We start from the raw sequence: 24,880 nt of genomic DNA on the forward strand, positions 1-24,880 counted from the left end.
TCGGAAGCGGTCGGGGACATCCCTATACAACTCGCCGGCGTCGAAAACCGGCGTACCTAACGAGGAGATCGGTTCGTGACGATCCGCGTAGGCATCAACGGCTTCGGCCGCATCGGTCGCAACTACTTCCGCGCCCTGCTCGAGCAGGGTGCGGACATCGAGATCGTGGCTGTCAACGACCTGGGTGACACTGCGACCACGGCCCACCTGCTGAAGTACGACACCATCCTGGGTCGGCTCAAGGCAGAGGTCAGCCACACCGCCGACACCATCACCGTCGATGGCCACACCATCAAGGTGCTCTCCGAGCGCAACCCGGCCGACATCCCCTGGGGTGAGCTGGGCGTCGACATCGTCATCGAGTCGACCGGCATCTTCACCAAGAAGGCCGACGCCGAGAAGCACATCGCGGGCGGCGCCAAGAAGGTCCTCATCTCGGCTCCGGCCAAGGACGAGGACATCACCATCGTGATGGGCGTCAACCAGGACCAGTACGACGCGGCCCAGCACAACGTCATCTCCAACGCCTCCTGCACCACCAACTGTGTGGCGCCGATGGCCAAGGTTCTCGACGAGAACTTCGGCATCGTCAAGGGCCTGATGACGACGGTCCACGCGTACACGAACGACCAGCGGATCCTGGACTTCCCGCACTCGGATCTGCGCCGCGCCCGCGCCGCCGCCGAGAACATCATCCCGACCACCACCGGTGCCGCCAAGGCCACCGCCCTGGTCCTGCCGCAGCTCAAGGGCAAGCTCGACGGCATCGCGATGCGCGTCCCGGTCCCGACCGGCTCCGCCACCGACCTGGTCGTCACCCTCCAGCGCGAGGTCACCAAGGACGAGGTCAACGCCGCGTTCAAGAAGGCCTCCGACGACGGCGCCCTCAAGGGCTTCCTGACGTACACCGAGGACCCGATCGTCTCCTCGGACATCGTCGGCGACCCGTCGTCCTGCACCTTCGACTCCTCCCTGACCATGGTCCAGGAGGGGAACTCGGTGAAGATCCTCGGCTGGTACGACAACGAGTGGGGCTACTCCAACCGCCTCGTCGACCTCACGGTCTTCGTCGGCGAGCAGCTCTGATCCTCGGGTCGGCCGGCACATCGATGTGAACTGAGGGGCTCGACCGGCGCAACGGAGCGCGGGTCGAGCCCCTTAGCATGCTCATCGGTCCTTCCAAGGAGTAAACGGAACAGATGAAGACGATCGACGAACTTCTCGCCGAAGGGGTCGCGGGCAAGCGGGTATTCGTCCGCGCCGACCTCAACGTGCCGCTGGACGGCACCACGATCACCGACGACGGCCGTATCCGCGCCGTCGTCCCGACGATCGCCAAGCTCGCCGAGGCCGGCGCGCGGGTCGTCGTCGCCTCGCACCTCGGCCGCCCCAAGGGCGCCCCGGACCCGGCGTTCTCGCTGGCGCCCGCCGCCGCCCGCCTGGGTGAACTCCTCGGCGCCGATGTCGCCTTCGCCACCGACACGGTCGGCGACTCCGCCCGCGCCGCGGTCGCCGGCCTCGCCGACGGCCAGGTCGCGGTCATCGAGAACCTCCGCTTCAACGCCGGCGAGACGTCCAAGGACGACGCCGAGCGCGGCGCCTTCGCCGACCAGCTCGCCGAGCTCGCCGACTCCTACGTGGGCGACGGCTTCGGTGCCGTGCACCGCAAGCACGCCTCGGTCTTCGACCTCCCGGCCCGGCTGCCGCACTGCGCGGGCTACCTCATCGCCACCGAGGTCGGCGTCCTGAAGAAGCTCACCACCGACGTCAAGCGCCCGTACGCGGTCGTCCTCGGCGGCGCCAAGGTCTCCGACAAGCTCGGCGTGATCGACCACCTGCTGGAGCGGGCCGACCGCATCCTGATCGGCGGCGGCATGGCGTACACCTTCCTCAAGGCCCAGGGCCACGAGGTCGGCAGCTCGCTGCTCCAGGAGGACCAGATCCCGGCCGTGCAGGAGTACCTGCGGCGCGCCGAGGAGAAGGGCGTGGAGTTCGTCCTCCCCGTCGACGTCGTGGTGGCCCCCGCCTTCCCCGACCTGAAGACCAAGGCCCCGGCCCACCCCACCACCGTCGCCGCCGACGCCATGCCGGCCGGCCAGATGGGGCTGGACAACGGACCCGAGACCAACAAGCTCTACGCATCGAAGCTCGCCGACGCGGCCACCGTCTTCTGGAACGGCCCGATGGGCGTCTTCGAGCACCCGGACTTCGCCGACGGCACCCGCGCGGTCGCCCAGGCGCTCGTCGACTCCCCGGCCTTCAGCGTCGTCGGCGGGGGCGACTCCGCCGCGGCCGTGCGCATCCTGGGCTTCGACGAGAATGCTTTCGGACATATTTCGACCGGTGGCGGCGCGAGCCTCGAATACCTCGAGGGCAAGACGCTTCCCGGGCTCGCCGCACTGGAGGACTGACCTTTCATGACCACCCGCACCCCGCTGATGGCGGGCAACTGGAAGATGAACCTCAACCACCTCGAGGCCATCGCCCACGTCCAGAAGCTCTCCTTCGCGCTGGCCGACAAGGACTACGAGGACGTCGAGGTCGCCGTCCTCCCGCCCTTCACCGACCTGCGCTCCGTGCAGACCCTGGTCGACGGCGACAAGCTGAAGATCAAGTACGGCGCCCAGGACATCTCGGCGCACGACTCGGGCGCGTACACCGGTGAGATCTCCGGCTCGATGCTCGCCAAGCTGCGCTGCACGTATGTGGCCGTCGGCCACAGCGAGCGCCGCCAGTACCACGGCGAGAGCGACGAGATCTGCAACGCCAAGGTGAAGGCCGCCTACAAGCACGGCCTGACCCCGATCCTCTGCGTCGGCGAGGGCCTGGACATCCGCAAGGCCGGTGACCAGGTCTCCTACACGCTCGCGCAGCTCGACGGCGCACTGAAGGACATCCCGGCCGAGCAGGCCGAGACCATCGTCATCGCCTACGAGCCGGTCTGGGCCATCGGGACCGGCGAGGTCGCCACCCCCGAGGACGCCCAGGAGGTCTGCGGCGCGATCCGTCGCCGGCTGGCCGAGCTGTACTCGCAGGAGCTGGCCGACGCCGTCCGCATCCAGTACGGCGGCTCCGTGAAGTCCGGCAACGTCGCGGCCATCATGGCGCAGCCCGACGTGGACGGCGCCCTGATCGGCGGCGCCGCACTGGACGCCGACGAGTTCGTCAAGATCGTCCGCTTCCGCGACCAGTGAGTATGCGGTAGCGCCGATCCGTCGTACCCTTGCGGGGGCCGAGGGGGTTGTCACCCTCCGGCCCCCGCTGTACGTACAGGCAGTATTCGAGAAATCCGGAAAGTAGGGACCAGCCGTGATTCTGGCGTTCCAGATCGCCCTGATCGTCTTCAGCCTGCTGCTGATGCTGCTGGTGCTCATGCACAAGGGCAAGGGCGGCGGCCTCTCCGACATGTTCGGTGGCGGAATGCAGTCCTCCGTCGGTGGCTCCTCGGTCGCCGAGCGTAACCTCGACCGGATCACCGTGGTGGTCGGTCTGGTCTGGTTCGCGTGCATTGTCGTCCTCGGTCTGCTCATCAAGCTGGACGGCTGACCCGTCATCCGCGATTCCCGGTAAGGGTGTAACTCCTTCCACTGGACGCGCGTTGGGCCTTACGTAGACTGGGGCATCCTTCGAGCACCATCACGCAGGGAGTTACGACCGTGGCAAGTGGCAACGCGATCCGGGGAAGCCGGGTCGGAGCGGGGCCGATGGGGGAGGCGGAGCGGGGCGAGTCCGCGCCGCGCGCCCGCATCTCCTTCTGGTGCTCGAACGGGCACGAGACGCAGCCGAGCTTCGCCCATGACGCGCAGGTGCCGGACACCTGGGACTGCCCGCGCTGCGGCTTCCCGGCCGGCCAGGACAAGGACAGCCCGCCCGACCCGCCCCGCACCGAGCCGTACAAGACGCATCTGGCGTACGTACGCGAGCGGCGCAGCGACGAGGACGGCGAGGCGATCCTCGCCGAGGCACTGGCCAAACTCCGCGGCGAGATCTGACGTCCTCCCCGCCCGGCTCCACGGAACCCCCCGTCTTCACCGGCCGGACACCCCACGGGTGTCCGGCCGTCTCGCGTTCCCGCGCCACCGCCCTCCTCCACGCCGTCGGCCTCCTCGATCAATTAGGTTGGAGGGGCAGCGGGGATGCTGATGACGAGTGAGAAGTGGGCTGATATCCCGGATGAACGCAGCAAGCCGAACCAAGCTCAACCAGACGCCCGAGTGGACGGCTCTCGCCAAGCACCGTGAGGAGCTCGGCGCACCCCAGCTGCGCGAGCTGTTCGCGCGGCAGCCGGACCGGGGCACCGCCTACACCCTGCGGGTCGGCGACCTCCACCTCGACTACTCCAAGCACCTGGTCGCCGACGAGACGCTGCGCCTGCTGCGCGAGCTCGCCGCCGCCACCGGGGTCGCGGAGCTGCGGGACGCGATGTTCCGCGGCGAGAAGATCAACACCACCGAGGACCGGGCGGTCCTGCACACCGCGCTCCGCGCCCCGCGCGACGCGGTGATCGAGGTCGACGGCGAGAATGTCGTACCGGCCGTGCACGCCGTCCTGGACAAGATGGCCGGCTTCGCCGACAAGGTCCGGTCCGGGCAGTGGACCGGCCACACCGGCAAGCCGATCAAGAACATCGTCAACATCGGCATCGGCGGCTCCGACCTCGGCCCCGCCATGGCCTACGAGGTGCTGCGCTCCTTCACGGACCGCGACCTCACCCTCCGCTTCGTCTCCAACGTCGACGGCGCCGACCTCCACGAGGCCGTCCGCGATCTCGACCCGGCCGAGACGCTGTTCGTCATCGCCTCGAAGACGTTCACGACGATCGAGACCATCACCAACGCCACCTCCGCCCGGGACTGGCTGCTGACCGAGCTGAGGGCCGGTCAGGACGCCGTCGCGAAGCACTTCGTGGCCCTGTCGACCAATGCCGAGAAGGTCGAGGAGTTCGGCATCGACCCGGCCAACATGTTCGAGTTCTGGGACTGGGTCGGCGGCCGCTACAGCTACGACTCGGCGATCGGCCTCTCACTGATGGTCGCCATCGGCCCGGACCGCTTCCGCGAGATGCTCGACGGCTTCCACCTCGTCGACGAGCACTTCCGCACCGCCCCCGCCGAGCAGAACGCCCCGCTCCTGCTGGGCCTCCTCGGCGTCTGGTACGGCAACTTCTTCGACGCCCAGTCGCACGCGGTGCTGCCCTACAGCCACTACCTGTCCAAGTTCACCGCGTATCTCCAGCAGCTCGACATGGAGTCCAACGGCAAGTCCGTCGACCGCGACGGCGACCGGGTGGAGTGGCAGACCGGCCCGGTCGTCTGGGGCACGCCCGGCACCAACGGCCAGCACGCGTACTACCAGTTGATCCACCAGGGCACCAAGCTGATCCCGGCGGACTTCATCGGCTTCGCCGCGCCCGTCCACGATCTGCTGCCCGGGCTGATCGCCCAGCACGACCTGCTGATGGCCAACTTCTTCGCCCAGACCCAGGCCCTGGCCTTCGGCAAGACGCCCGAGGAGGTCCGGGCCGAAGGCGTGCCCGAGGAGCTGGTCCCGCACAAGACGTTCCGGGGCAACCACCCCACGACGACGATCCTCGCCGACAAGCTGACCCCCTCGGTCCTCGGCCAGCTCATCGCGCTCTACGAGCACAAGGTCTTCGTCCAGGGCGCCATCTGGAACATCGACTCCTTCGACCAGTGGGGCGTCGAGCTCGGCAAGGTCCTCGCCAAGAAGATCGAACCGCTGCTGACGGAGAGCGGGGGAGCGGACGCCGGGCAGCTGGACAGCTCCACCGCCGCCCTGGTCGACGCCTACCGCACCCTGCGCGGGCGCTGAGCCGATGCCACCGGGGGAGGGGACGGCGGTACGGCTGCGGCCGCCGCGCAACACGCTGAACGAACGCGTCGTCGGCTGGTGGCGGGTCCAGTGGCTGCTGCTGACCGCCGTGCCCGTCGTGCCGCTCGCGGTGCTGGGCGCGCTGATCGAGCCGGCCCGCTTCTGGCTGCTGCTGCCCGCCGCGGTCCTCGCCGCGGCGGGCACGGCGACCGCCGTCCTCTTCCCCCTGTGGTGGTTCCGTACGCACCGCTGGGAGGTCACCGAGGACGCCGTGTACGTCCGCACCGGGTTCTTCTGGCAGGAGTGGCGGATCGCCCCCATGTCCCGGATCCAGACCGTGGACACCGTGCGGGGCCCGCTGGAGCAGCTCTTCCGGCTGGCCACCGTCACGGTCACCACCGCCTCCGCCAAGGGCGCGGTACGGATCGAGGGCCTGGACCACGAGGTCGCCGCCGACCTGGCCCGGCAGCTCACCCGCATCACCCGCGACACCCCCGGCGACGCCACATGAGCACCGCCGCCCCGCCGGGCGACTGGCGCCGGCTCGACCCCCGTACGGTCCTGGTCACCGCGCTCGTCGTGGCGGGGGTCGTCGCGGGCGCCGCCATCCCCGTCACGCTCGGGCTCACCCGATGGTTCAGCCTCCCGGTCGCCGTGCTCCAGGTGCTCGGCGGAGCCGTCCTGGTCATCGGGGTCGCGGCGGGCGCCGACCGGGTCCGCTGGCACCGCACCCACTACCGGATCGGCCAGGAGCACGTCGACCTCCACACCGGCCTGCTCCTCGTCAAGCGCCGCTCCCTGGCCCGCAGCCGCATCCGCACGGTCGACCTCACCGCCAACCTGATGCTCCGCCTCCTCGGCCTGGTCACCGTCAGGATCGGCACCGGCGAACAGGGCGCCGACTCCACCCTCGAACTGGACCCGGTCACCCGCGCCGAGGGCGAACGGCTGCGCCGCCTCCTGTTGGAGCGCGCCGCCACCGCACCGCCCGGCGTTCACCGCGAGGGCGAACTGGCCGTCCTGGACCCCCGCTGGATCCGTTACGCCCCGGTCTCCTTCGTCGCCCCCATGCTCGGCGGGGCGGCCGCCGGGGCCGTGATGCAGGTCAGCGAGTGGGTCGGGGCCCAGGGCGAGGTCATCGACTGGGTCGGCGACCGTTTCCGGGACACCCCGCTGCTCTGGATGATCATCGCCCTGGTCCTGGCCGCCCTGGTCGCGGGAGTCGTCGGGGCGCTCGGCCTCTGGATCGAGATGTGGTGGAACTACCGCCTGGAGCGCGAGGCGGGCGGCACACTGCGGGTGCGGCGAGGGCTCTTCACCTCCCGGTCCATCTCCGTCGAGGAGGCCCGGCTGCGCGGCGTCGACCTGGTCGAGCCACTGGGCGTCCGGCTGCTCGGCGCGGCCCGCCTCGACGCCATCACCACCGGCCTGGCCAAGGACCACGAGGCCAAGAGCGCCGACCACAACACCCTCCTCCCCGCCGTGCCCCGGGCCCGGGCCGACTCCGTCGCCGCCGACGTCCTGCGCGAGGCGGCCACCCCGACCGGCGCCGCGCTCACCCCGCACCCGCGCGCCGCCCGGGGCCGCCGACTGCGCTGGTCGCTCGCCGCCGTCCTCGGCCCGGTCCTGATCCTGACCCTCCTCGGGGCGCTGCTCACGCCCGTGCTGCTGTGGATCGCGCTCGGCTGCGCGGTGGTGTCCGTTCCCGTGGCGGTGGTGCTCGCCCTCGACGCGTACCGGGGACTCGGGCACGCGCTCTCCGGCCGCTATCTGGTCACCCGCTCGGGCACGGTCCGCCGGTCCACGGCCGCGCTGGAGCGGGCCGGGGTGATCGGCTGGACGGTCAAGCAGTCGGCCTTCCAGCGCCGGGCCGGACTGCTGAGCATCACGGCCACCACCGCCGCCGGAGGCGGCGCGTACGCGGTGTACGACGCCGACGCCACCGAGGGCCTCACCTTCGCCGCCGAGGCCGTACCGGGGCTGCTGGAGCCCTTCCTGGAGCGTTCCCCGAAGGACGCCTGAGGCCCCTCAGCCTCCGTACGTCGTATCGATGACGCAGAAGCGGTTGCCCTCGGGGTCGGCGAGCACCACGAAGTCCGGGTCCGGCGGATAGAGGTCCCACGCGACCCTCTCGGCCCCGAGCGCGATCAGCCGCTCCACCTCGGCCTCCTGGGTGTCGGAGTAGAGGTCGAGGTGGACCCGGGGGACCTCCTGCACGGGGGAGGTCGAGCGCCCCAGCGCCACGCCGACGCCGGGCCCTTCGACCGGGACCAGCACCACCCAGTCGTCCGTCCCCGCCTCGCGCTCGGTGTAGGTGAGCGCGGCCTTCCAGAAAGCGGCCGCCCTGCTCACGTCGGTCGCGCCCATCACCACGGTTCCGATATGCACCATGGGGCGAGCCTTTCACGCCGAAGACCCGGACCGCTCGGAGAAGCGGGCCGGGCCTTCGGGGCGTCAACGCTCAGGCGGAGGCCGGAGGGTAGAGCGCGCGCGGCAGTTGCGAGGCCGCCGCCGCGTCCAGCAGCCACAGCGTGCGGCTGCGGCCGTACGCGCCCGCCGCCGGGGCCTGGATCTCCCCGGCCCCGGACAGCGCGATGGCCGCCGCTTCCGCCTTGTCCTCGCCCGCCGCCAGCAGCCATACCTCGCGCGCCGCCCGGATCGCGGGCAGCGTGAGCGAGACGCGGACCGGCGGCGGCTTGGGAGCCCCGTGCACACCGACGACGGTGCGCTCGGTCTCCCGCACCGCGGGCAGCTCCGGGAAGAGCGAGGCCACATGCGTGTCCGGGCCGACGCCCAGCATCAGCACGTCGAACGTGGGCACCGGGCCGTGGTCCTCGGGGCCCGCGGCGGCGGCCAGTTCCTCGGCGTAGGCCGCTGCCGCCGAGTCGGCGTCCTCGCCGTAGGGGCCGTCGGACGCGGGCATCGCGTGCACCCGGGCCGGGTCCAGCGGCACCGAATCGAGCAGCGCCTCACGGGCCTGGGTGACATTGCGCTCCGGGTCGCCCTCGGGCAGGAACCGCTCGTCGCCCCACCACAGGTCCAGGCGCGCCCAGTCGATCGCGTCCCGGGCGGGCGCGGCGGCGAGCGCGGCCAGCAGGCCGTTGCCGTTGCGCCCGCCGGTCAGCACCACCGAGGCGTGGCCCCGGGAGGCCTGGGCGTCCACGATCTTCGTGATCAGCCGCGCCGCCGCGGCCTGGGCCATCAGCTCCTTGTCGCGGTGGACGACCAGTTGGGGAGGCGTCACTGGGAGGCCGCCTTCTTGGCCGGGGCCTTCTTCGCGGCGGGAGCCTTGGCCTCGGCGGCCTTCTCCGCCTTCTCCGCGGCGCTCGCGACCGGCGCGGCCGTGACCTCGCCGCCCGCGTGCAGCTTGTCGACGCCGAACTTCACCGACGAGGCGTAGGTGTTGTCCGGGTCGAGCCGGCGCAGCTCCTCCGCCAGCAGCTCGGCGGTGTCACGGCGCTTGAGCGCCACCGCGCGGTCCGGCTGGTTCTGCATGGAGAGCGTGGCCAGGCCGCCGTCGGCGCGGTCCAGGACGATGACGCCGTTCTTCGTCTCCATCCGGACCGCGGTGAGGCCGGGCCCCTCGGAGAGCGTGCGCTCCACCGGGACGCCGAGCCGGTCCGCGAGCCACATGGCGAGCAGCTCGCAGCTCGGGTTGTCGCTCTCGCCCTCGACGGTCGCGCCGATCACCTCGGCCGGCTGCTGGTCCAGCGCGGCGGCCAGCATCGAGCGCCACGGGGTGATCCGGGTCCAGGCCAGGTCCGTGTCGCCGGGGCTGTACGTCGCGGCCCGCACCGCCAGCTCGTCGAGCGGGCGCTCGGCGGAGTAGGTGTCGGTGATCCGGCGCTGGGCCAGCGCCCCGAGCGGGTCCTTCGCCGGGTCGGCGGGCGCGTCCTCGGGCCACCACACCACGACCGGGGCGTCCGGCAGCAGCAGCGGGAGGACCACCGACTGGGCGTGGTTGGCCAGCTCGCCGTGCAGGCGCAGGACCACGGTCTCGCCGGTGCCCGCGTCGGAACCGACCCGGACCTCGGCGTCGAGGCGGGCGTCCCGGCGGGCGCGCGGCGAGCGGCTGAGCCGCTTGATCACCGCGATGATCCGCGAGGGGTGCTCGCGGGAGGCGTCACCGGCCGACTTGAGCGCGTCGTACGCGTTCTCCTCGTCGGTGACGATGACCAGCGTGAGCACCATGCCGATGGCGGGGGTGCCGATCGCCCGGCGGGCCGAGACCAACGCCTGGTTGATCTTGCTGGACGTGGTTTCCGTGAGATCGATCTTCATGGCCGCCTCCAGCTCCGTCCGTCACGTGCGAGCATCTCGTCGGCCTCGGCCGGACCCCAGGTGCCGGCCGCGTACTTCGCGGGCTTGCCGTGCTTGTCCCAGTACTCCTCGATCGGGTCGAGGATGGTCCAGGAGAGTTCGACCTCCTGGTGGCGCGGGAAGAGGTTGGCGTCGCCGAGCAGGACGTCCAGAAGGAGCCGCTCGTAGGCCTCCGGGCTGGACTCCGTGAACGACTCGCCGTACGCGAAGTCCATCGTGACGTCCCGGACCTCCATCGAGGTGCCGGGCACCTTGGAGCCGAAGCGCACGGTGACGCCCTCGTCCGGCTGGACCCGGATGACCAGGGCGTTGCCGCCCAGCTCCTCGGTCGCGCCCGACTCGAAGGGGAGGTAGGGGGCGCGCTTGAAGACGACCGCGATCTCCGTGACCCGGCGGCCGAGCCGCTTTCCGGTCCGGAGGTAGAACGGCACGCCCGCCCAGCGGCGGTTGTTGATCGTCAGCTTGATCGCCGCGTAGGTGTCGGTCGTCGACTTGGGGTCGATGCCCTCCTCCTCGCAGTAGCCGAGGGCTTCCTGGCCGCCCTGCCAGGCGTGCTCGTACTGCGCGCGCACGGTGTGCAGACCGAGGTCCTCGGGCAGCTCGACGGCGGTGAGCACCTTGAGCTTCTCGGCGACCAGGGCCTTCGGGTGGAAGGAGCCGGGCTCCTCCATCGCGGTCAGCGCCAGCAGCTGGAGCAGGTGGTTCTGGATGACGTCACGGGCGGCGCCGATGCCGTCGTAGTAGCCGGCCCGGCCGCCGATGCCGATGTCCTCGGCCATCGTGATCTGTACGTGGTCGACGTAGGACCGGTTCCAGATCGGCTCCCACATCGTGTTGGCGAACCGCAGCGCCAGGATGTTCTGGACCGTCTCCTTCCCCAGGTAGTGGTCGATCCGGAAGACCTCGTTGGGCGGGAAGACGTCGTGCACGAGCTGGTTGAGCTCCTGCGCGCTGGCCAGGTCGTGGCCGAAGGGCTTCTCGATGACGGCACGCCGCCAGGAGCCCGCCTTCTGGTCGGCCAGGCCGTGCTTCTTCAGCTGCTGGACGACCTTGGGGAAGAACTTCGGCGGCACGGAGAGGTAGAAGGCGAAGTTGCCGCCCGTCCCCTGTGCCTTGTCGAGCTCCTGGATGGTCGACTTCAGCGTCTCGAACGCCTCGTCGTCGTCGAAGTCGCCCTGGACGAAGCGCATCCCCTGGATGAGCTGCTGCCAGACCTCCTCGCGGAACGGCGTACGGGCGTGCTCCTTGACCGCGTCGTGCACGACCTGGGCGAAGTCCTCGTCCTCCCAGTCGCGGCGCGCGAAACCGATGAGCGAGAAGCCCGGCGGCAGCAGGCCGCGATTGGCCAGGTCGTAGACGGCGGGCATCAGCTTTTTACGGGACAAATCGCCCGTGACGCCAAAGATGACCAGGCCCGACGGCCCCGCGATACGCGGGAGCCGTCGGTCCTGTGCGTCACGGAGCGGGTTGGCTCCGGGAACAGCAGACAAAGTGGTCAGCCCTCCGAGGGAGCGAGGCGCGAAAGCTCCGCCTCGGTCGACTTGAGCAGGTCGTTCCAGGACGCCTCGAACTTCTCGACGCCCTCGTCCTCCAGCACCTGTACGACGTCGTCGTAGGAGATGCCGAGCTTCTTGATCGCGTCGAGGTCGGCGCGTGCCTGGTCGTAGCCGCCGGTGACGGTGTCGCCGGTGATGTCGCCGTGGTCGGCCACCGCCTCCAGCGTCGCCTCCGGCATGGTGTTCACCGTGTTCGGCGCCACCAGGTCGTCGACGTACAGGGTGTCCTTCAGCGCCGGGTCCTTGACACCGGTCGAGGCCCACAGCGGACGCTGCTTGTTGGCCTGCGCCTTGTCCAGGGGGGCCCAGCGGTCGGAGGAGAAGACCTCCTCGTACGCCTCGTAGGCCAGGCGCGCGTTGGCCAGGGCGGACTTGCCCTTGGCGGCCTTCGCCTCGTCGGAGCCGACCGCGTCCAGACGCTTGTCGATCTCGGTGTCCACGCGGGACACGAAGAACGAGGCAACCGAGTGGATCTTGGAGAGGTCCAGGCCCGCGGCCTTCGCCTTCTCCAGGCCCGCCAGGTAGGCGTCCATGACCGCGCGGTAGCGCTCCAGCGAGAAGATCAGCGTCACGTTGACGCTGATGCCCCGGCCGATCGTCTCGGTGATCGCCGGCAGGCCGGCCTTGGTCGCCGGGATCTTGATGAGCGTGTTCGGCCGGTCCACCAGCCAGGCCAGCTGCTTGGCCTCGGCGACGGTGGCCGTGGTGTTGTGCGCCAGGCGCGGGTCCACCTCGATGGAGACCCGGCCGTCCTGGCCGCCGGTGGCGTCGAAGACCGGGCGCAGGATGTCGGCGGCGTCGCGGACGTCCGCCGTCGTGATCATGCGGAGGGCTTCCTCGACGGTGACCTTGCGGGCGGCGAGGTCGGTGAGCTGCTGCTCGTAACCGTCGCCCGAGGAGATCGCCTTCTGGAAGATCGACGGATTGGTGGTGACGCCGACGACATGGCTCTGGTCGATCAGCTCGGCCAGGTTGCCGGACGTGATCCGCTTGCGCGACAGGTCGTCGAGCCAGATCGCCACGCCCTCGTCGGAGAGGCGCTTGAGTGCGTCTGTCATGAGTTGCATCTCCTACTAGTCGTATCTACCGGCGTCAGCGTGCGGTGGCGGCGAGAGATTCCCGCGCGGCGGAGGCCACGTTCTCGGGAGTGAAGCCGAACTCGCGGAACAGCACCTTCGCGTCGGCCGAGGCCCCGAAGTGCTCCAGCGAGACGATCCGGCCCGCGTCGCCCACGTACCGGTACCAGGTCAGGCCGATGCCCGCCTCGACGGCGACGCGCGCCTTCACCGACGGCGGCAGCACGCTGTCCTTGTACGCCTGGTCCTGCTCCTCGAACCACTCGACGGACGGCATCGAGACGACCCGGGTCGGCACCCCGGCCGCCTGGAGCTGCTCGCGCGCCTCGACGGCGACGTGGACCTCGGAACCGGTCGCGATGAGCAGCACCTGCGGCGCTGCGCTCTGCCCGGAGGCCTCCGCGGCCTCGAACAGCACGTAACCGCCCTTGGCCGCGTTCTCGTTCGCCTCGTACGTCGGCACGCCCTGGCGGGTCAGCGCCAGACCGTGCGGGGCGCCCTTGCCGAACACCTTGGTGTAGCGGCGCAGGATCTCGCGCCAGGCGATCGCGGTCTCGTTGGCGTCGGCCGGGCGCACGACGTTCAGGCCCGGGATGGCGCGCAGCGCGGCCAGGTGCTCGACCGGCTGGTGGGTCGGACCGTCCTCGCCGAGGCCGATCGAGTCGTGCGTCCACACGTACGTCACCGGCAGGTGCATCAGCGCGGACAGCCGCACCGCGTTGCGCATGTAGTCGGAGAACACCAGGAAGGTGCCGCCGTAGATGCGGGTGTTGCCGTGCAGCGCGATGCCGTTCATCGCGGCGGCCATCGCGTGCTCGCGGATGCCGAAGTGGATCGTCCGGCCGTACGGGTCGGCCTCCGGCAGCGGGTTGCCCGCCGGGAGGAACGACGACGTCTTGTCGATCGTCGTGTTGTTCGAGCCCGCCAGGTCGGCGGAGCCGCCCCACAGCTCGGGCACGATCTCGCCGAGCGCCTGGAGCACCTTGCCGGACGCGGCCCGCGTGGCCAGGCCCTTGCCGGGCTCGAAGACGGGGAGCTTCTCCTCCCAGCCCTCGGGCAGCTCGCCCGCGGCGATCCGGTCGAAGGAGGCGGCGCGCTCCGGGTTGGCCGTGCGCCACGCGGCGAACGACTTGTCCCACTCGGCGCGGGCCTCGCGGCCGCGGTCCAGGGCCTGACGGGTGTGGCCGATGACCGCCTCGGAGACCTCGAAGGTCTGCTCCGGGTCGAAGCCGAGGACCCGCTTGGTCGCCGCGATCTCGTCGTCGCCGAGCGCCGAGCCGTGCGCGGCCTCGGTGTTCTGCGCGTTCGGGGCGGGCCAGGCGATGATCGAGCGGGCCGCGATGAACGAGGGGCGCTCGGTCTCGGCCTTGGCCGCCTGCAGCGCCGCGTACAGACCCGCCGGGTCCAGGTCGCCGCTGGGCAGCTGCTCGACGCGCTGGACGTGCCAGCCGTACGCCTCGTACCGCTTGATGGTGTCCTCGGAGACCGCGGTCTCCGTGTCGCCCTCGATGGAGATGTGGTTGTCGTCCCAGAGCAGGACCAGGTTGCCCAGCTTCTGGTGCCCGGCCAGCGAGGACGCCTCGGCCGAGATGCCCTCCTGGAGGCAGCCGTCACCCGCGACGACCCACACCATGTGGTCGAACGGGGAGGTGCCGGGGGCCGCCTCGGGGTCGAAGAGGCCGCGCTCGTAGCGGGCGGCCATCGCCATGCCCACCGCGTTGGCGACACCCTGGCCCAGCGGGCCGGTCGTCGTCTCCACGCCGGTGGTGTGGCCGTACTCCGGGTGGCCCGGGGTCTTGGAGCCCCAGGTGCGGAAGGCCTTCAGGTCGTCCAGCTCCAGCCCGTAGCCGGCCAGGTAGAGCTGGATGTAGAGCGTCAGGCTGGAGTGGCCCGCGGAGAGGACGAACCGGTCGCGGCCGGTCCACTCGGCGTCCGCCGGGTCGTGCCGCATCACCTTCTGGAAGAGGGTGTACGCGGCGGGAGCCAGGCTCATCGCCGTGCCCGGGTGGCCGTTTCCGACTTTCTGTACGGCGTCCGCAGCGAGGACGCGGGCGGTGTCCACGGCCCGCTGGTCCACATCGGTCCACTGGAGGTCTGTGGTGGTCGGCTTGATGCTCACCCTGAGTCAGGGCTCCTCTCCACTGTTGTAAACCGGTGACTGTTACCGCACCGGGCGCTGTCGAGCCTACCCCCGTTGCCGGGCACACTTTCCGAGCACTTTCCAGGGTGTGGGCCCCCCGCGGAGTTCGCCTCCCGACGGAACGCACATCCGGTGAACAGTCACCCTCAACACGACCCCACCCCCGCGAAGGGCGGTGTATCCCCAACGTCTAGAGTGGTCGAGTTCGCGCAAGTCTTCACCAGGGCCTCCAGGCCCGGAGCTTGCTGGGATTTCTCTGTCAGGGGTGTGCGTGACGGCCGTCGAGTCCCGACCCGCAGGGGTCGCCTTGACTCCCAGCCCAGGGGGCCATCGCCCGTTCGGGGCCCGCGTCAAGGCATTCGTGGCGCTTACCAAGCCACGGATCATCGAGCTGCTGCTCATCACCACCGTTCCGGTGATGTTCCTCGCTGCCCAGGGTGTACCCGATCTGTGGCTCGTTCTCACGACCACCATCGGGGGATATCTCTCGGCCGGCGGCGCCAACGCGCTCAACATGTACATCGACCGGGACATCGACGCGCTGATGGACCGTACGTCCCAGCGCCCGCTGGTCACGGGCATGGTCAGCCCCCGCGAATGCCTGGCCTTCGGCATCGGCCTCGCGGTGTTCTCCACGCTCTGGTTCGGACTGCTCGTCAACTGGCTCTCGGCCGCTCTCGCGCTCGGGGCGCTGCTCTTCTACGTCGTCGTCTACACGATGCTGTTGAAGCGCCGCACCTCCCAGAACATCGTCTGGGGCGGCATCGCGGGCTGCATGCCGGTCCTCATCGGCTGGTCGGCCGTGACGAACACGGTCTCCTGGGCCGCCGTCATCCTCTTCGCCGTCATCTTCTTCTGGACGCCGCCGCACTACTGGCCGCTGTCGATGAAGGTCAAGGACGACTACGCCCGGGTCGGCGTCCCGATGCTCCCGGTCGTCGCCTCCAACCGGGTGGTCGCCAGGCAGATCGTCCTCTACAGCTGGGTGATGGTCGCGGTCTCGCTGCTGCTCACTCCGCTCGGCTACACCGGCTGGTTCTACACGGCGGTGGCGCTGCTGTCCGGCGGCGCCTGGCTCTGGGAGGCCCACGGTCTGCAGAACCGGGCCAAGGCCGGGGTCACCGGGGCCAAGCTCAAGGAGATGCGGCTCTTCCACTGGTCGATCACCTACGTCTCGCTCCTCTTCCTGGCCGTCGCGGTGGACCCCTTCCTCCGCTAGCTCTCGGCCCCACGGGCGGGGGGGGGGGGGGGCGGGCCCCCCCCCCCCGCCCCGCCCGCCCCACCGACGTGACCCGCCCCACCCTCCATCCGGTGCACCGCCGCCAGGGGAGCCTCCCGCTCCCCCACACAGACCGGAAAGACCATGGCTTCCACTACACCGATAGACACGCCACCGGCGCCGCCGGTCCCGCGGCCCAGCCCCCGGTCCACCGGGCGCATGGGCGACAAGATCTTCCTGGGCCTCTCCCGCGGCTCGGGCATCCTGCTGCTCGTGATCATGGCGTCGATCGCCGTGTTCCTCACCTACCGCTCGGTGCTCGCCATCTCGAAGGACGAGGGCAACTTCCTCACCACCTTCGACTGGAACCCGGCCGGCGACCCGCCGGTCTTCGGGATCGCGGTCCTGCTCTTCGGCACCGTCGTCAGCTCGATCATCGCGATGGTCATCGCGGTTCCGATCGCTGTCGGCATCGCCCTGTTCATCTCGCACTACGCGCCGCGCAAGCTGGCCGCCCCGATCGCGTACGTGGTCGACCTGCTGGCCGCCGTACCGAGCATCGTCTACGGCATCTGGGGCGCGCTCGTCCTGGTGCCGTATCTGGAGGGCCTGAACCTCTGGCTCGACCAGTTCTTCGGCTGGACGTACATCTTCGAGAAGACCGAGGTCGGCGTCGCCCGCTCGCTCTTCACCGTCGGCATCCTGCTCGCGATCATGATCCTGCCGATCGTGACCAGCGTCAGCCGCGAGGTCTTCCTCCAGGTCCCGAAGATGAACGAAGAGGCCGCGCTCGCCCTCGGCGCCACCCGCTGGGAGGTCATCCGCCTCTCGGTGCTGCCCTTCGGCCGCTCCGGCATCATCTCCGCCTCGATGCTGGGCCTCGGCCGCGCGCTCGGCGAGACGATGGCCGTCGCCACGGTCCTCTCCCCGAGCTTCCTCATCTCGCTGCACGTGCTCAACCCGGGCGGCGGCACGTTCGCCCAGAACATCGCGGCCAAGTTCGGCGAGGCCGACGCGTTCGGGCGGGACGCCCTGATCGCCTCCGGCCTCGTCCTCTTCGTCCTCACCCTGCTGGTCAACGGCGCGGCCCGGCTCATCATCGCCCGCCGCAAGGAGTACTCGGGGGCCAACGCATGAGCCACGCACCCACCGGCGTCATGGAACGCCCGACGCCCGCATCGCCGTCCCCGAAGAGCAGCCTCGGCAGCCGCTCCCTGCCCCGCCTCGCACCGCTCGGCTTCGCCGTCGTCTCGGTCGCGCTCGGCGTCGGCCTCTCGCTGGCCGCCGGCTGGGAGAGCCGCATCCAGTGGGGCATGATCTCGGCCCTGTTCTTCCTGGCCATCTCCTACGTCGCCACGACGGTCGTGGAGAACCAGCGCCAGGCCAAGGACCGCCTCGCCACCAGCGTGATGTGGGTCTGCTTCCTGATCGCCGTCGTCCCGCTGGCCTCCCTGCTCTGGACGACGATCGTCCGCGGCGCGGAGCGCCTCGACGGCTACTTCCTCACCCACTCGATGGCCGGTGTGCTCGGCTCCGAGGCCAGCGGCGGCGTCTACCACGCGCTGATCGGCACCCTGGAGCAGGTCGGCATCGCCACGGTGATCTCCGCCCCGCTCGGCCTGCTGACCGCCGTCTACCTCGTCGAGTACGGCAAGGGCTCGCTGGCCAGGGCCGTCACCTTCTTCGTCGACGTGATGACGGGCATCCCGTCCATCGTGGCCGGTCTCTTCATCCTGTCGATCATGCTGATCGCCAACCTGGAGCCCTCCGGCCTGATGGGCGCGCTCGCCCTGACGATCCTGATGATCCCCGTCGTGGTCCGCTCCACCGAGGAGATGCTCAAGCTCGTCCCCAACGAGCTGCGCGAGGCCTCCCTCGCGCTCGGCATCCCGAAGTGGCGCACCATCCTGAAGGTGGTCCTGCCGACCGCGATCGGCGGCATCACCACGGGCGTCATGCTCGCCATCGCCCGTATCGCCGGTGAGACGGCCCCGATCATCCTGCTGGTCTTCGGCAGCCAGCTGATCAACACGAACCCCTTCGAAGGCGCCCAGTCCTCGCTGCCGTTCTACATCTACGAGCAGTACAAGATCGGCGAGGCCGCCTCGTACGACCGCGCCTGGGCAGCGGCCCTGGTGCTGATCGCCTTCGTCATGATCCTCAACCTCGTGGCCCGCGGCATAGCCCGCTGGAAGGCCCCGAAGACCGGTCGCTGACGCGGCCATCAGCGACCTCCCGAAAGAAGCAGTGATCTCCATGGCCAAGCGCATCGACATCAGCGGCCTCAGCGCCTTCTACGGCAACCACAAGGCCATCGAGGACATCTCGATGACCGTGGAGCCCCGCTCCGTGACGGCCTTCATCGGCCCGTCCGGCTGCGGCAAGTCCACCTTCCTGCGCACCCTGAACCGGATGCACGAGGTCACCCCCGGCGGCCGCGTCGAGGGCAAGGTGCTGCTGGACGACGAGAACCTCTACGCCTCCAACGTCGACCCGGTCACCGTGCGCCGCACGGTCGGCATGGTCTTCCAGCGCCCGAACCCCTTCCCCACCATGTCGATCTTCGACAACGTGGCGGCGGGCCTGCGGCTGAACGGCAGCTACCGCAAGAACGAGCTGAACGACGTCGTCGAGAAGTCCCTGCGCGGCGCGAACCTCTGGAACGAGGTCAAGGACCGCCTCAACAAGCCCGGCTCCGGCCTCTCCGGCGGCCAGCAGCAGCGCCTGTGCATCGCCCGCGCCATCGCGGTCGAGCCGCAGGTCCTGCTGATGGACGAGCCGTGCTCGGCGCTGGACCCGATCTCGACCCTCGCCATCGAGGACCTGATCGGCGAGCTGAAGGAGCGCTTCACGATCGTCATCGTGACGCACAACATGCAGCAGGCGGCCCGCGTCTCGGACCGCACCGCGTTCTTCAACCTCGCGGCCGTCGGCAAGCCCGGCCGGCTCATCGAGATAGACGAGACGGAGCGGATCTTCTCCAACCCGTCGGTCCAGGCCACCGAGGACTACATCTCCGGCCGCTTCGGCTGAGCCGTACGCCGCAGCCTCCCCCGATACGGCCTTGTGGTGCTGCATGGCGGTGCCACCGCAAGGCGGAAAGGGTCCGCCCCCGCTCTCCCTGGTACGGAGAGCGGGGGCGGACCCATGTGGCAGGTGAGGTACGGGGGCGGCTCAGCCGAAGAGCAGCAGCACGGCGCCGTAGCTGAGCGCCGCGACCAGCGCCGCGGCCGGCATGGTGATGAACCAGCCGAGGATGATGTTCTTCGCGACGCCCCAGCGCACGGCGTTCACCCGCTTCGTGGCGCCGACGCCCATGATCGCGGAGGTGATGACGTGCGTCGTGGAGATCGGGGCGTGGAACAGGAACGCCGAACCGAACATGATCGAGGCACCGGTCGTCTCGGCCGCGAAGCCCTGCGGCGGGTCCAGCTCGATGATCTTGCGGCCGAGGGTCCGCATGATGCGCCAGCCGCCCGCGTACGTACCCAGCGAGAGCATCACCGCACAGGCGATCTTGACCCAGACCGGGATCTCGTCGTTGGGGCCCTCGACATCGGCGATGACCAGGGCCATCACCACGATGCCCATCGTCTTCTGCGCGTCCTGGAGGCCGTGGCCGAGCGCCATCCCCGCGGCGGAGACCGTCTGCGCTATCCGGAAGCCGCGCTTGGCCTTGTGCGGGTTGGCGTTCCTGAATATCCACATGATGCCGACCATCACCAGATAGCCGGCGATCAGACCGACGAACGGGGAGATGAACATCGGGATGACGACCTTCTCCAGCACGCCGGACCAGATGACGTCCGTCCCGCCGGCCAGCGCCGCCCCGACCATGCCGCCGAACAGCGCGTGCGAGGACGAGGAGGGCAGGCCGAAGTACCAGGTGATCAGGTTCCAGATGATCGCGCCGACCAGCGCCGCGAACAGGATCCCCATCCCCTTCTGCCCGACGGGCGTGGCGATCAGGCCCTCGCTGACGGTCTTGGCGACCCCCTGGCCCAGGAAGGCGCCGGCGAGGTTCATCACCGCCGCCATCGCCAGAGCCGCACGCGGGGTCAGCGCCCGGGTGGAGACCGAGGTGGCGATGGCGTTCGCGGAGTCGTGGAAGCCGTTCGTATACGTGAAGCCGAGCGCGACACCGATGGTCACGATCAGCGCAAAGGTGTCCACGAGGTTCAGGACTCCTTGACCGCGATGGTCTCCACGGTGTTGGCGACGTGCTCGAACGCGTCAGCCGCCTCTTCCAGCACGTCCACGATCTGCTTGAGCTTCAGCACCTCCATGGCGTCGTACTTGCCGTTGAAGAGCTGGGCCAGCAGCTTGCGGTGGATCTGGTCGGCCTGGTTCTCCAGGCGGTTGACCTCGATCCAGTACTCGGTGAGGTTGTCCATGGTCCGCAGCCCCGGCATGGCCTCGGCGGTCAGTTCCGCCGCCCGGGCCAGCACCTCGATCTGCTGCTCGACGCCCTTCGGGAGCTCCTGGACCTGGTAGAGGACGACCAGGTCGACGGCCTCCTCCATGAAGTCCATGATGTCGTCGAGCGAGGACGCCAGCTTGTAGATGTCCTCGCGGTCGAACGGCGTGATGAAGGAGGAGTTCAGCTGGTGGAAGATCGCGTGGGTGGCGTCGTCCCCCGCGTGCTCCGCTGCCCGCATACGCTCCGCGATCTCGACTCGGGAGGCAGAATCCGCCCCGAGCAGTTCCATCAGGAGTTTCGAGCCCGTGACAATGTTGTCCGCGGATGCGGAGAACATGTCGTAGAAGCTCGTCTCCCTGGGGGTCAGACGAAAGCGCACGTGGGGTCCTCGGGATGCTTTGGATTCGGTCAGGCTGATGCTAGGCGCATCATCCGGCCACGGCTAACCGGCGTTCTTCAGTGTCGCCCATCGAACAAGGCGATCAACACGGACCCCCGGTCACGTTTCGGCAGGATTCGTTACGATATACCCGGCAGGGGTATAAGACGGCCAGAGGTCAGCGGGAAAACCGCAGGACACACGAGGGCAACGGGAGGACGCGGATGACCACGACCGGGACCACAGGAGCGGAATCGGCGGGCGTGACGGACCCGGACGCGGAGGCGGGGGCGGTCGCCCCTGTGGACATCGTCACCGACCACGACCGCGGCATCCACGGCTACCACCACCAGAAGGACGAGCACCTCAAACGGCTGCGCCGGATCGAGGGCCAGATCCGCGGCCTCCAGCGCATGGTCGACGAGGACGTCTACTGCATCGACATACTCACCCAGGTCTCGGCGTCCACGAAGGCGCTCCAGTCCTTCGCCCTCCAGCTGCTGGAGGAGCACCTGCGCCACTGCGTCGCCGACGCGGCCGTCAAGGGCGGCGAGGAGATCGACGCGAAGGTCGAGGAGGCCACGAAGGCCATCGCCCGCCTGCTCCGCACCTGAGGCGCGGCCCCCGCCCGGCGCGCCCACCGGTCGCGGATGTCGCGGACATCACCCCCGGCGAACGGCCTGCCGGGGGACCGTCGCCCAGGATTCCGCGCCCCGGACGTCGAGCACTTCGTCGATACGGTCGGGACTGAGGCGTTCCTCGCCCGCCGCCGACGCGGCGATCATCAGCTCGCCGCACAGCTCGATCTCGGCGAGGGCCACACAGTCCTGAGCGTTCGGAGCGCTGATCGTCACCACCTGCGTCACCTCTCTCTGCCGATTCCCGGGCCGTCACCGGCCACTGGCACACCGGCTTCCCAGCCTAGGGAGCGCGACACGCACCGCGCATGGCACGGACGGACCATTTTCAGCCCCCTCCCAACCGGCCCCACCCCCCGGCCCGACCCGGCCGGTCCCGCCTGCCCCGACCCGACCTGCCGACACCGACCCGATCCGGCCAGTCCCGGCCTGCGTGTCCGGGGCCCGCCGGTCCTGGCCTGCCGGTCCTGGCCTGTCCTGTCCTGCCTGTCCTGGCCGGCCTTCCCGGCCAATCCCGGCTCGGCCCGGCTCTGCGCGGCTCTGCCTTTCCTGGCCCCGCCGGTCCTGGCCGGCCAGGACCGGCCTGCCGGTCCGGGCCCCGCCGGTCCCGGCTCGGCCCTGCTTCCCCGGCCGGTCCCGGCCCTGCCATCCCGGCCCACCCCGGCCGATCCCGGGTCGGCCCGGCTTTGCGGGTCCCGGCTTTGCCTGTCCCGACCCCGCCGGTCCCGGCTCGGCCCTGCCTCCCCGGCATGCCCGGCCGGTGAGTCCGCCCCCGCCGCCCGTCACCCTCAGCCCTGCCGGATCTCACCGGTGTAAATGGCGTCCTCGTCCGGCAGCGTCACCGTGACCGGGAGCCCGAACCCGTACAGCAGCAGCGTCGAGACCACCGAAACCTCCGGGCCCCGGGAGTCGGAGGAGAAGGTGAAACGGTGCCGGACCTTCCGCAGCCGGCCGTCCTCGTCGAGGTACGCGTCGAACGGGACGGCGTCCTTGCTGAACCCTTTCGCCGCCGCACTCAGCGCCCCGCGCGACTGCGGCGAGGCGGCCCGGGCGGCCCGGCCCAGGTCCGCGATGCCCCGGTAGTGATGCACCGTCACGCCGGCCAGCTCGGACTTCCCCGCGTACGTCACATCGGCCGCGCCGCGCAGCAGTTCGGCGGCCGCCATCGGGTCGGTGACCCCACCGGTGACGAGATTGCCGTCCTTGAGCGTGGTCGTGTCGATCCTGACCCACTTGTCGTCGGGCACCCCGGCACCGCGGTTCTTCATGTACAGCGCGCCGGGAGCCAGCAGCTCGGTGATCGGCCGGTGGTCGTCCGCACCCGCCGCGTCCTTGCCCGCGGCGTCCTGGGGCAGCACCACCTTGAGCCGCCCCAACTGCTTGCGGAAGTCATACGCGCCCTGCCCCCGGATCGTCACCCGGGTCCCGCCGGCCGCCGTCTCCATCGACGTACGGGTCTCCGCACCGCCCGCCCGGACGAGGACGTCGGCCGCCCGACCGAGCAGATCGAGTGGCCGGTCGGCGGACACGGAGCGCTGCCCGGAGCCGTCGCCCGCGCCGCTTCCCTCGTCCCCGCCGAAGCACCCGGCGGTGACAGCGATCACTCCGGCCACGGCGAGGGCGCGGGCAGCAAGGGCCCCGCCTCCGTCTCTGTACTGCTGCACCACCATCGCCTGCCAACCCCCAACGACTACCGCCCGGCCGAGCCCTCACCCGCCCCGCATAACGACCGCCGCCGCCCCCCGTCACGCCGCCCCGGCGCGTCCGGCCCCCGGAAGCACGGGCCGTTCGGCGGACAGCGGGCTCGTTCCACCGGCGGGGACCTGCTCAGCGGACAGCGGGCTCGTTCCGCGGGCGGGGGCCCGTTTCGCGGACAGCGGGCCCGTTCCGCGAACAGCGGGCCCGTTCCGCGGGCGCGGGCCTGCTCAGCGGGCAGCGGGCGTCCTCCCGCGGGCCGGGGCCCCGGGCTCGGCACTCCGTTCGCCGGCTGCGGCCAGTACCGTGGTCGGGTGCAAGAGGATCCCCCCGCCCCGGCCCGCACCACCGCCGCCCCGCGCACCCCCGTCCGGACCTCCCCAGCCCCCTCGGCGGCACCCGCCGTGGCGCCGCCCCCGTCCGGCACCGCCCCGGGCCCCCCTCCCGCCCTCTCGGAACCGGCGTCGCAGGCGCACCCTCCCGGTCCACCGGCAGCCGGGCACAGCGCGACGACGATCGAACGCGGCTCGTTCTGCCTGGCCCGCTGCACCTGCGGCTGGGCCGGACCGGCGCGCAGGTCCCGGGACCGGGCCCGTACCGACGCCGCGGAACACCTCGCCACTCCCTGATCCGCTGCACGGCCGACCGCACGGCCGACCGCACGGCCGACCGCACCCGAGCCCGTACAGCACGAACCCCCAGGCGCCACGAGCACCTGGGGGACCGGAGGGGAACGGAAGAAGAAGAGGGATCGGGAGAGGAAAGGGGAAGGTGGGAAGAGGAGTCGAGGGCCGTCAGGCGGCCAGATCCTTCTCCCCCGGGTCGCCCCGTCCGGCCCCGGGCCGCGGCTCGGGGATACCGACCGCCTCACCGTGCTCGTCCGCGTACGCGACGGCCGCGCTCTTCGACCGGACGAACCAGCCGACGCGCGGCGATCGGGCGACCGCCGCCATCAGCGGGGTCAGCAGCGCCATGGCGAGCGGAGCCAGCAGCAGGGTGACGGCCGTACCGAGGGCGAAGCCGCCGATCACGTCGGTCGGGTAGTGGACGCCCATGTAGATCCGGCTGAAACCCGCGAAGAGCGCGAGGCCGATCGCGACGAAGCCGAACTTCCGGTTCGCCACGAAGATGCCGACGGCGATGCCCATCGCCAGGGTGGAGTGGTCGCTGACGAACGAGAAGTCCGTCTTGCCGTGGATGAGGACCTCAAGGCCATCGTGGTCGTTGAACGGACGTGGCCGTTCGACGAAGCCGCGGATCGGGACGTTGATGAGGATCGCGATGGCCGCGGCGAGCGGCGCCCAGACGATGGCGGCGGCAGAGGTCACCGAGTCCTCGGCCGTCCCGCGCCCCCGCATGCTCCACCAGCACCACAGGCCCACCAGGACGAGGCCGAACATGATCCCGTACTCGCCGACGAACTCCATGACCCGGTCGAACCAGGTCGGAGCGGCCTTCGCGAGGCCGTTGATGTCGTAGAGCAGACTGACGTCCGGGTTCGACCCGTCGAGTTCGAGTCCAGCCATCTGCTGCGGCCCCTTGCCTTGTCTGCTTCTCTGCTGCGACGCGCGTCCTTGCGTGCCGCCCTGGTCGAACCCCCGTGTC

The 24,880-nt window shown here is 70.4% G+C and carries 25 protein-coding genes; 14 read left to right on the forward strand and 11 right to left on the reverse strand.

The annotated features are described in order from the left end of the window. Positions 1-75: 75 nt before the first annotated feature. The 8 genes from gap (at position 76) to ACFWRV_RS08670 (ending at position 7,854) form a co-directional block, all read left to right on the forward strand. Positions 76-1,086 carry a type I glyceraldehyde-3-phosphate dehydrogenase gene (gap, locus tag ACFWRV_RS08635; protein WP_010061271.1) on the forward strand — a complete coding sequence of 337 codons (1,011 nt, stop codon included), beginning with the start codon at positions 76-78 and terminating at the stop codon, positions 1,084-1,086. A 113-nt stretch (positions 1,087-1,199) separates the two neighbouring features. Further along, complete coding sequence (locus ACFWRV_RS08640) at positions 1,200-2,411, forward strand: phosphoglycerate kinase (protein WP_384330237.1); 1,212 nt, start codon at positions 1,200-1,202, stop codon at positions 2,409-2,411. Between the two features lie 6 nt (positions 2,412-2,417). Further along, entirely contained in the window at positions 2,418-3,194 is a 777-nt protein-coding gene (gene tpiA / locus ACFWRV_RS08645) for a triose-phosphate isomerase (protein ID WP_384330240.1), read from the forward strand. 115 nt (positions 3,195-3,309) lie between these two features. After that, positions 3,310-3,546 carry a preprotein translocase subunit SecG gene (secG, locus tag ACFWRV_RS08650; protein WP_384330243.1) on the forward strand — a complete coding sequence of 79 codons (237 nt, stop codon included), beginning with the start codon at positions 3,310-3,312 and terminating at the stop codon, positions 3,544-3,546. 110 nt (positions 3,547-3,656) lie between these two features. Then, complete coding sequence (locus ACFWRV_RS08655) at positions 3,657-3,992, forward strand: RNA polymerase-binding protein RbpA (protein ID WP_006123681.1); 336 nt, start codon at positions 3,657-3,659, stop codon at positions 3,990-3,992. A gap of 181 nt (positions 3,993-4,173) precedes the next feature. Beyond that, a complete protein-coding gene (pgi, locus tag ACFWRV_RS08660; RefSeq protein WP_384330248.1) occupies positions 4,174-5,832 on the forward strand; it encodes a glucose-6-phosphate isomerase in 1,659 nt (552 codons plus the stop codon). A 4-nt stretch (positions 5,833-5,836) separates the two neighbouring features. Beyond that, on the forward strand, positions 5,837-6,343 hold the full coding sequence (locus ACFWRV_RS08665; RefSeq protein WP_384330251.1) for a PH domain-containing protein: 507 nt from the start codon (positions 5,837-5,839) through the stop codon (positions 6,341-6,343). After that, the gene (locus ACFWRV_RS08670) at positions 6,340-7,854 is read left to right on the forward strand and encodes a PH domain-containing protein (protein ID WP_384330254.1); all 1,515 of its coding nucleotides are present in this window, start codon (positions 6,340-6,342) and stop codon (positions 7,852-7,854) included. Before ACFWRV_RS08665 ends, ACFWRV_RS08670 begins: the two co-directional genes overlap by 4 nt. A gap of 6 nt (positions 7,855-7,860) precedes the next feature. Here ACFWRV_RS08670 and ACFWRV_RS08675 read toward each other — a convergent pair whose 3' ends face one another. The 6 genes from ACFWRV_RS08675 to tkt all read right to left on the reverse strand — a co-directional run bounded on the left by ACFWRV_RS08675 (position 7,861) and on the right by tkt (position 14,903). Further along, positions 7,861-8,223 (reverse strand): VOC family protein, encoded by a 363-nt coding sequence (locus tag ACFWRV_RS08675; protein WP_384330257.1) that lies wholly within the window; start codon positions 8,221-8,223, stop codon positions 7,861-7,863. A gap of 70 nt (positions 8,224-8,293) precedes the next feature. Further along, positions 8,294-9,076, reverse strand: a complete 783-nt coding sequence (gene pgl / locus ACFWRV_RS08680; protein WP_384330259.1) for a 6-phosphogluconolactonase — start codon at positions 9,074-9,076, stop codon at positions 8,294-8,296. Then, positions 9,073-10,113: a glucose-6-phosphate dehydrogenase assembly protein OpcA gene (gene opcA / locus ACFWRV_RS08685; RefSeq protein ID WP_384330263.1), complete on the reverse strand. Its 1,041-nt coding sequence runs from the start codon at positions 10,111-10,113 to the stop codon at positions 9,073-9,075. Before opcA ends, pgl begins: the two co-directional genes overlap by 4 nt. Further along, positions 10,110-11,642 (reverse strand): glucose-6-phosphate dehydrogenase, encoded by a 1,533-nt coding sequence (gene zwf / locus ACFWRV_RS08690; protein ID WP_384330265.1) that lies wholly within the window; start codon positions 11,640-11,642, stop codon positions 10,110-10,112. Before zwf ends, opcA begins: the two co-directional genes overlap by 4 nt. Positions 11,643-11,647: 5 nt before the next feature. Then, on the reverse strand, positions 11,648-12,766 hold the full coding sequence (gene tal / locus ACFWRV_RS08695; protein ID WP_384330268.1) for a transaldolase: 1,119 nt from the start codon (positions 12,764-12,766) through the stop codon (positions 11,648-11,650). Positions 12,767-12,800: 34 nt separating this feature from the next. Beyond that, positions 12,801-14,903, reverse strand: coding sequence for a transketolase (tkt, locus tag ACFWRV_RS08700; protein ID WP_384330271.1), 2,103 nt, complete (start codon positions 14,901-14,903; stop codon positions 12,801-12,803). Between the two features lie 286 nt (positions 14,904-15,189). On the opposite strand from tkt, the gene ACFWRV_RS08705 reads away from it, so the two are divergent. The 4 genes from ACFWRV_RS08705 to pstB all read left to right on the forward strand — a co-directional run bounded on the left by ACFWRV_RS08705 (position 15,190) and on the right by pstB (position 19,176). Beyond that, positions 15,190-16,143 (forward strand): heme o synthase, encoded by a 954-nt coding sequence (locus ACFWRV_RS08705; RefSeq protein ID WP_384330274.1) that lies wholly within the window; start codon positions 15,190-15,192, stop codon positions 16,141-16,143. A gap of 144 nt (positions 16,144-16,287) precedes the next feature. Then, the gene (gene pstC / locus ACFWRV_RS08710) at positions 16,288-17,280 is read left to right on the forward strand and encodes a phosphate ABC transporter permease subunit PstC (protein ID WP_097967555.1); all 993 of its coding nucleotides are present in this window, start codon (positions 16,288-16,290) and stop codon (positions 17,278-17,280) included. Continuing rightward, the gene (gene pstA, locus ACFWRV_RS08715) at positions 17,277-18,359 is read left to right on the forward strand and encodes a phosphate ABC transporter permease PstA (protein WP_384330277.1); all 1,083 of its coding nucleotides are present in this window, start codon (positions 17,277-17,279) and stop codon (positions 18,357-18,359) included. Before pstC ends, pstA begins: the two co-directional genes overlap by 4 nt. Positions 18,360-18,399: 40 nt before the next feature. Then, complete coding sequence (gene pstB, locus ACFWRV_RS08720) at positions 18,400-19,176, forward strand: phosphate ABC transporter ATP-binding protein PstB (RefSeq protein WP_384330281.1); 777 nt, start codon at positions 18,400-18,402, stop codon at positions 19,174-19,176. A gap of 141 nt (positions 19,177-19,317) precedes the next feature. Here pstB and ACFWRV_RS08725 read toward each other — a convergent pair whose 3' ends face one another. Together ACFWRV_RS08725 and ACFWRV_RS08730 are read right to left on the reverse strand one after the other, a co-directional pair. Then, on the reverse strand, positions 19,318-20,316 hold the full coding sequence (locus ACFWRV_RS08725; RefSeq protein ID WP_384330284.1) for an anion permease: 999 nt from the start codon (positions 20,314-20,316) through the stop codon (positions 19,318-19,320). 5 nt (positions 20,317-20,321) lie between these two features. After that, on the reverse strand, positions 20,322-20,942 hold the full coding sequence (locus tag ACFWRV_RS08730; RefSeq protein ID WP_007449359.1) for a DUF47 domain-containing protein: 621 nt from the start codon (positions 20,940-20,942) through the stop codon (positions 20,322-20,324). A gap of 224 nt (positions 20,943-21,166) precedes the next feature. Between ACFWRV_RS08730 and ACFWRV_RS08735 the strand changes: the two genes are divergently transcribed. Next, entirely contained in the window at positions 21,167-21,556 is a 390-nt protein-coding gene (locus ACFWRV_RS08735) for a metal-sensitive transcriptional regulator (protein ID WP_384330288.1), read from the forward strand. Between the two features lie 48 nt (positions 21,557-21,604). Here ACFWRV_RS08735 and ACFWRV_RS08740 read toward each other — a convergent pair whose 3' ends face one another. Both ACFWRV_RS08740 and ACFWRV_RS08745 read right to left on the reverse strand, forming a co-directional pair. After that, entirely contained in the window at positions 21,605-21,808 is a 204-nt protein-coding gene (locus tag ACFWRV_RS08740; protein ID WP_384330290.1) for a hypothetical protein, read from the reverse strand. Positions 21,809-22,368: 560 nt separating this feature from the next. Beyond that, positions 22,369-23,250 carry a hypothetical protein gene (locus tag ACFWRV_RS08745; protein WP_384330293.1) on the reverse strand — a complete coding sequence of 294 codons (882 nt, stop codon included), beginning with the start codon at positions 23,248-23,250 and terminating at the stop codon, positions 22,369-22,371. Positions 23,251-23,679: 429 nt separating this feature from the next. Between ACFWRV_RS08745 and ACFWRV_RS08750 the strand changes: the two genes are divergently transcribed. Continuing rightward, on the forward strand, positions 23,680-23,904 hold the full coding sequence (locus tag ACFWRV_RS08750; RefSeq protein WP_384330361.1) for a hypothetical protein: 225 nt from the start codon (positions 23,680-23,682) through the stop codon (positions 23,902-23,904). 165 nt (positions 23,905-24,069) lie between these two features. Here ACFWRV_RS08750 and ACFWRV_RS08755 read toward each other — a convergent pair whose 3' ends face one another. Further along, positions 24,070-24,801, reverse strand: a complete 732-nt coding sequence (locus tag ACFWRV_RS08755) for a phosphatase PAP2 family protein (protein ID WP_384330296.1) — start codon at positions 24,799-24,801, stop codon at positions 24,070-24,072. Positions 24,802-24,880: the final 79 nt, after the last annotated feature.

The sequence above is a fragment of the Streptomyces sp. NPDC058576 genome, from assembly GCF_042718715.1.
Lineage (GTDB): Bacteria > Actinomycetota > Actinomycetes > Streptomycetales > Streptomycetaceae > Streptomyces.

Coding starts and splice junctions, on each gene's coding strand:
- ACFWRV_RS08735 (WP_384330288.1), top strand. CDS start 21,167: ATGACCACGACCGGGACCACAGGAGCGGAATCGGCGGGCGTGACGGAC.
- ACFWRV_RS08665 (WP_384330251.1), top strand. CDS start 5,837: ATGCCACCGGGGGAGGGGACGGCGGTACGGCTGCGGCCGCCGCGCAAC.
- tpiA (WP_384330240.1), top strand. CDS start 2,418: ATGACCACCCGCACCCCGCTGATGGCGGGCAACTGGAAGATGAACCTC.
- pstB (WP_384330281.1), top strand. CDS start 18,400: ATGGCCAAGCGCATCGACATCAGCGGCCTCAGCGCCTTCTACGGCAAC.
- ACFWRV_RS08670 (WP_384330254.1), top strand. CDS start 6,340: ATGAGCACCGCCGCCCCGCCGGGCGACTGGCGCCGGCTCGACCCCCGT.
- pstA (WP_384330277.1), top strand. CDS start 17,277: ATGAGCCACGCACCCACCGGCGTCATGGAACGCCCGACGCCCGCATCG.
- ACFWRV_RS08745 (WP_384330293.1), bottom strand. CDS start 23,250: ATGGTGGTGCAGCAGTACAGAGACGGAGGCGGGGCCCTTGCTGCCCGC.
- pgi (WP_384330248.1), top strand. CDS start 4,174: ATGAACGCAGCAAGCCGAACCAAGCTCAACCAGACGCCCGAGTGGACG.
- ACFWRV_RS08755 (WP_384330296.1), bottom strand. CDS start 24,801: ATGGCTGGACTCGAACTCGACGGGTCGAACCCGGACGTCAGTCTGCTC.
- pstC (WP_097967555.1), top strand. CDS start 16,288: ATGGCTTCCACTACACCGATAGACACGCCACCGGCGCCGCCGGTCCCG.
- opcA (WP_384330263.1), bottom strand. CDS start 10,113: ATGAAGATCGATCTCACGGAAACCACGTCCAGCAAGATCAACCAGGCG.
- tal (WP_384330268.1), bottom strand. CDS start 12,766: ATGACAGACGCACTCAAGCGCCTCTCCGACGAGGGCGTGGCGATCTGG.
- ACFWRV_RS08675 (WP_384330257.1), bottom strand. CDS start 8,223: ATGGTGCATATCGGAACCGTGGTGATGGGCGCGACCGACGTGAGCAGG.
- ACFWRV_RS08640 (WP_384330237.1), top strand. CDS start 1,200: ATGAAGACGATCGACGAACTTCTCGCCGAAGGGGTCGCGGGCAAGCGG.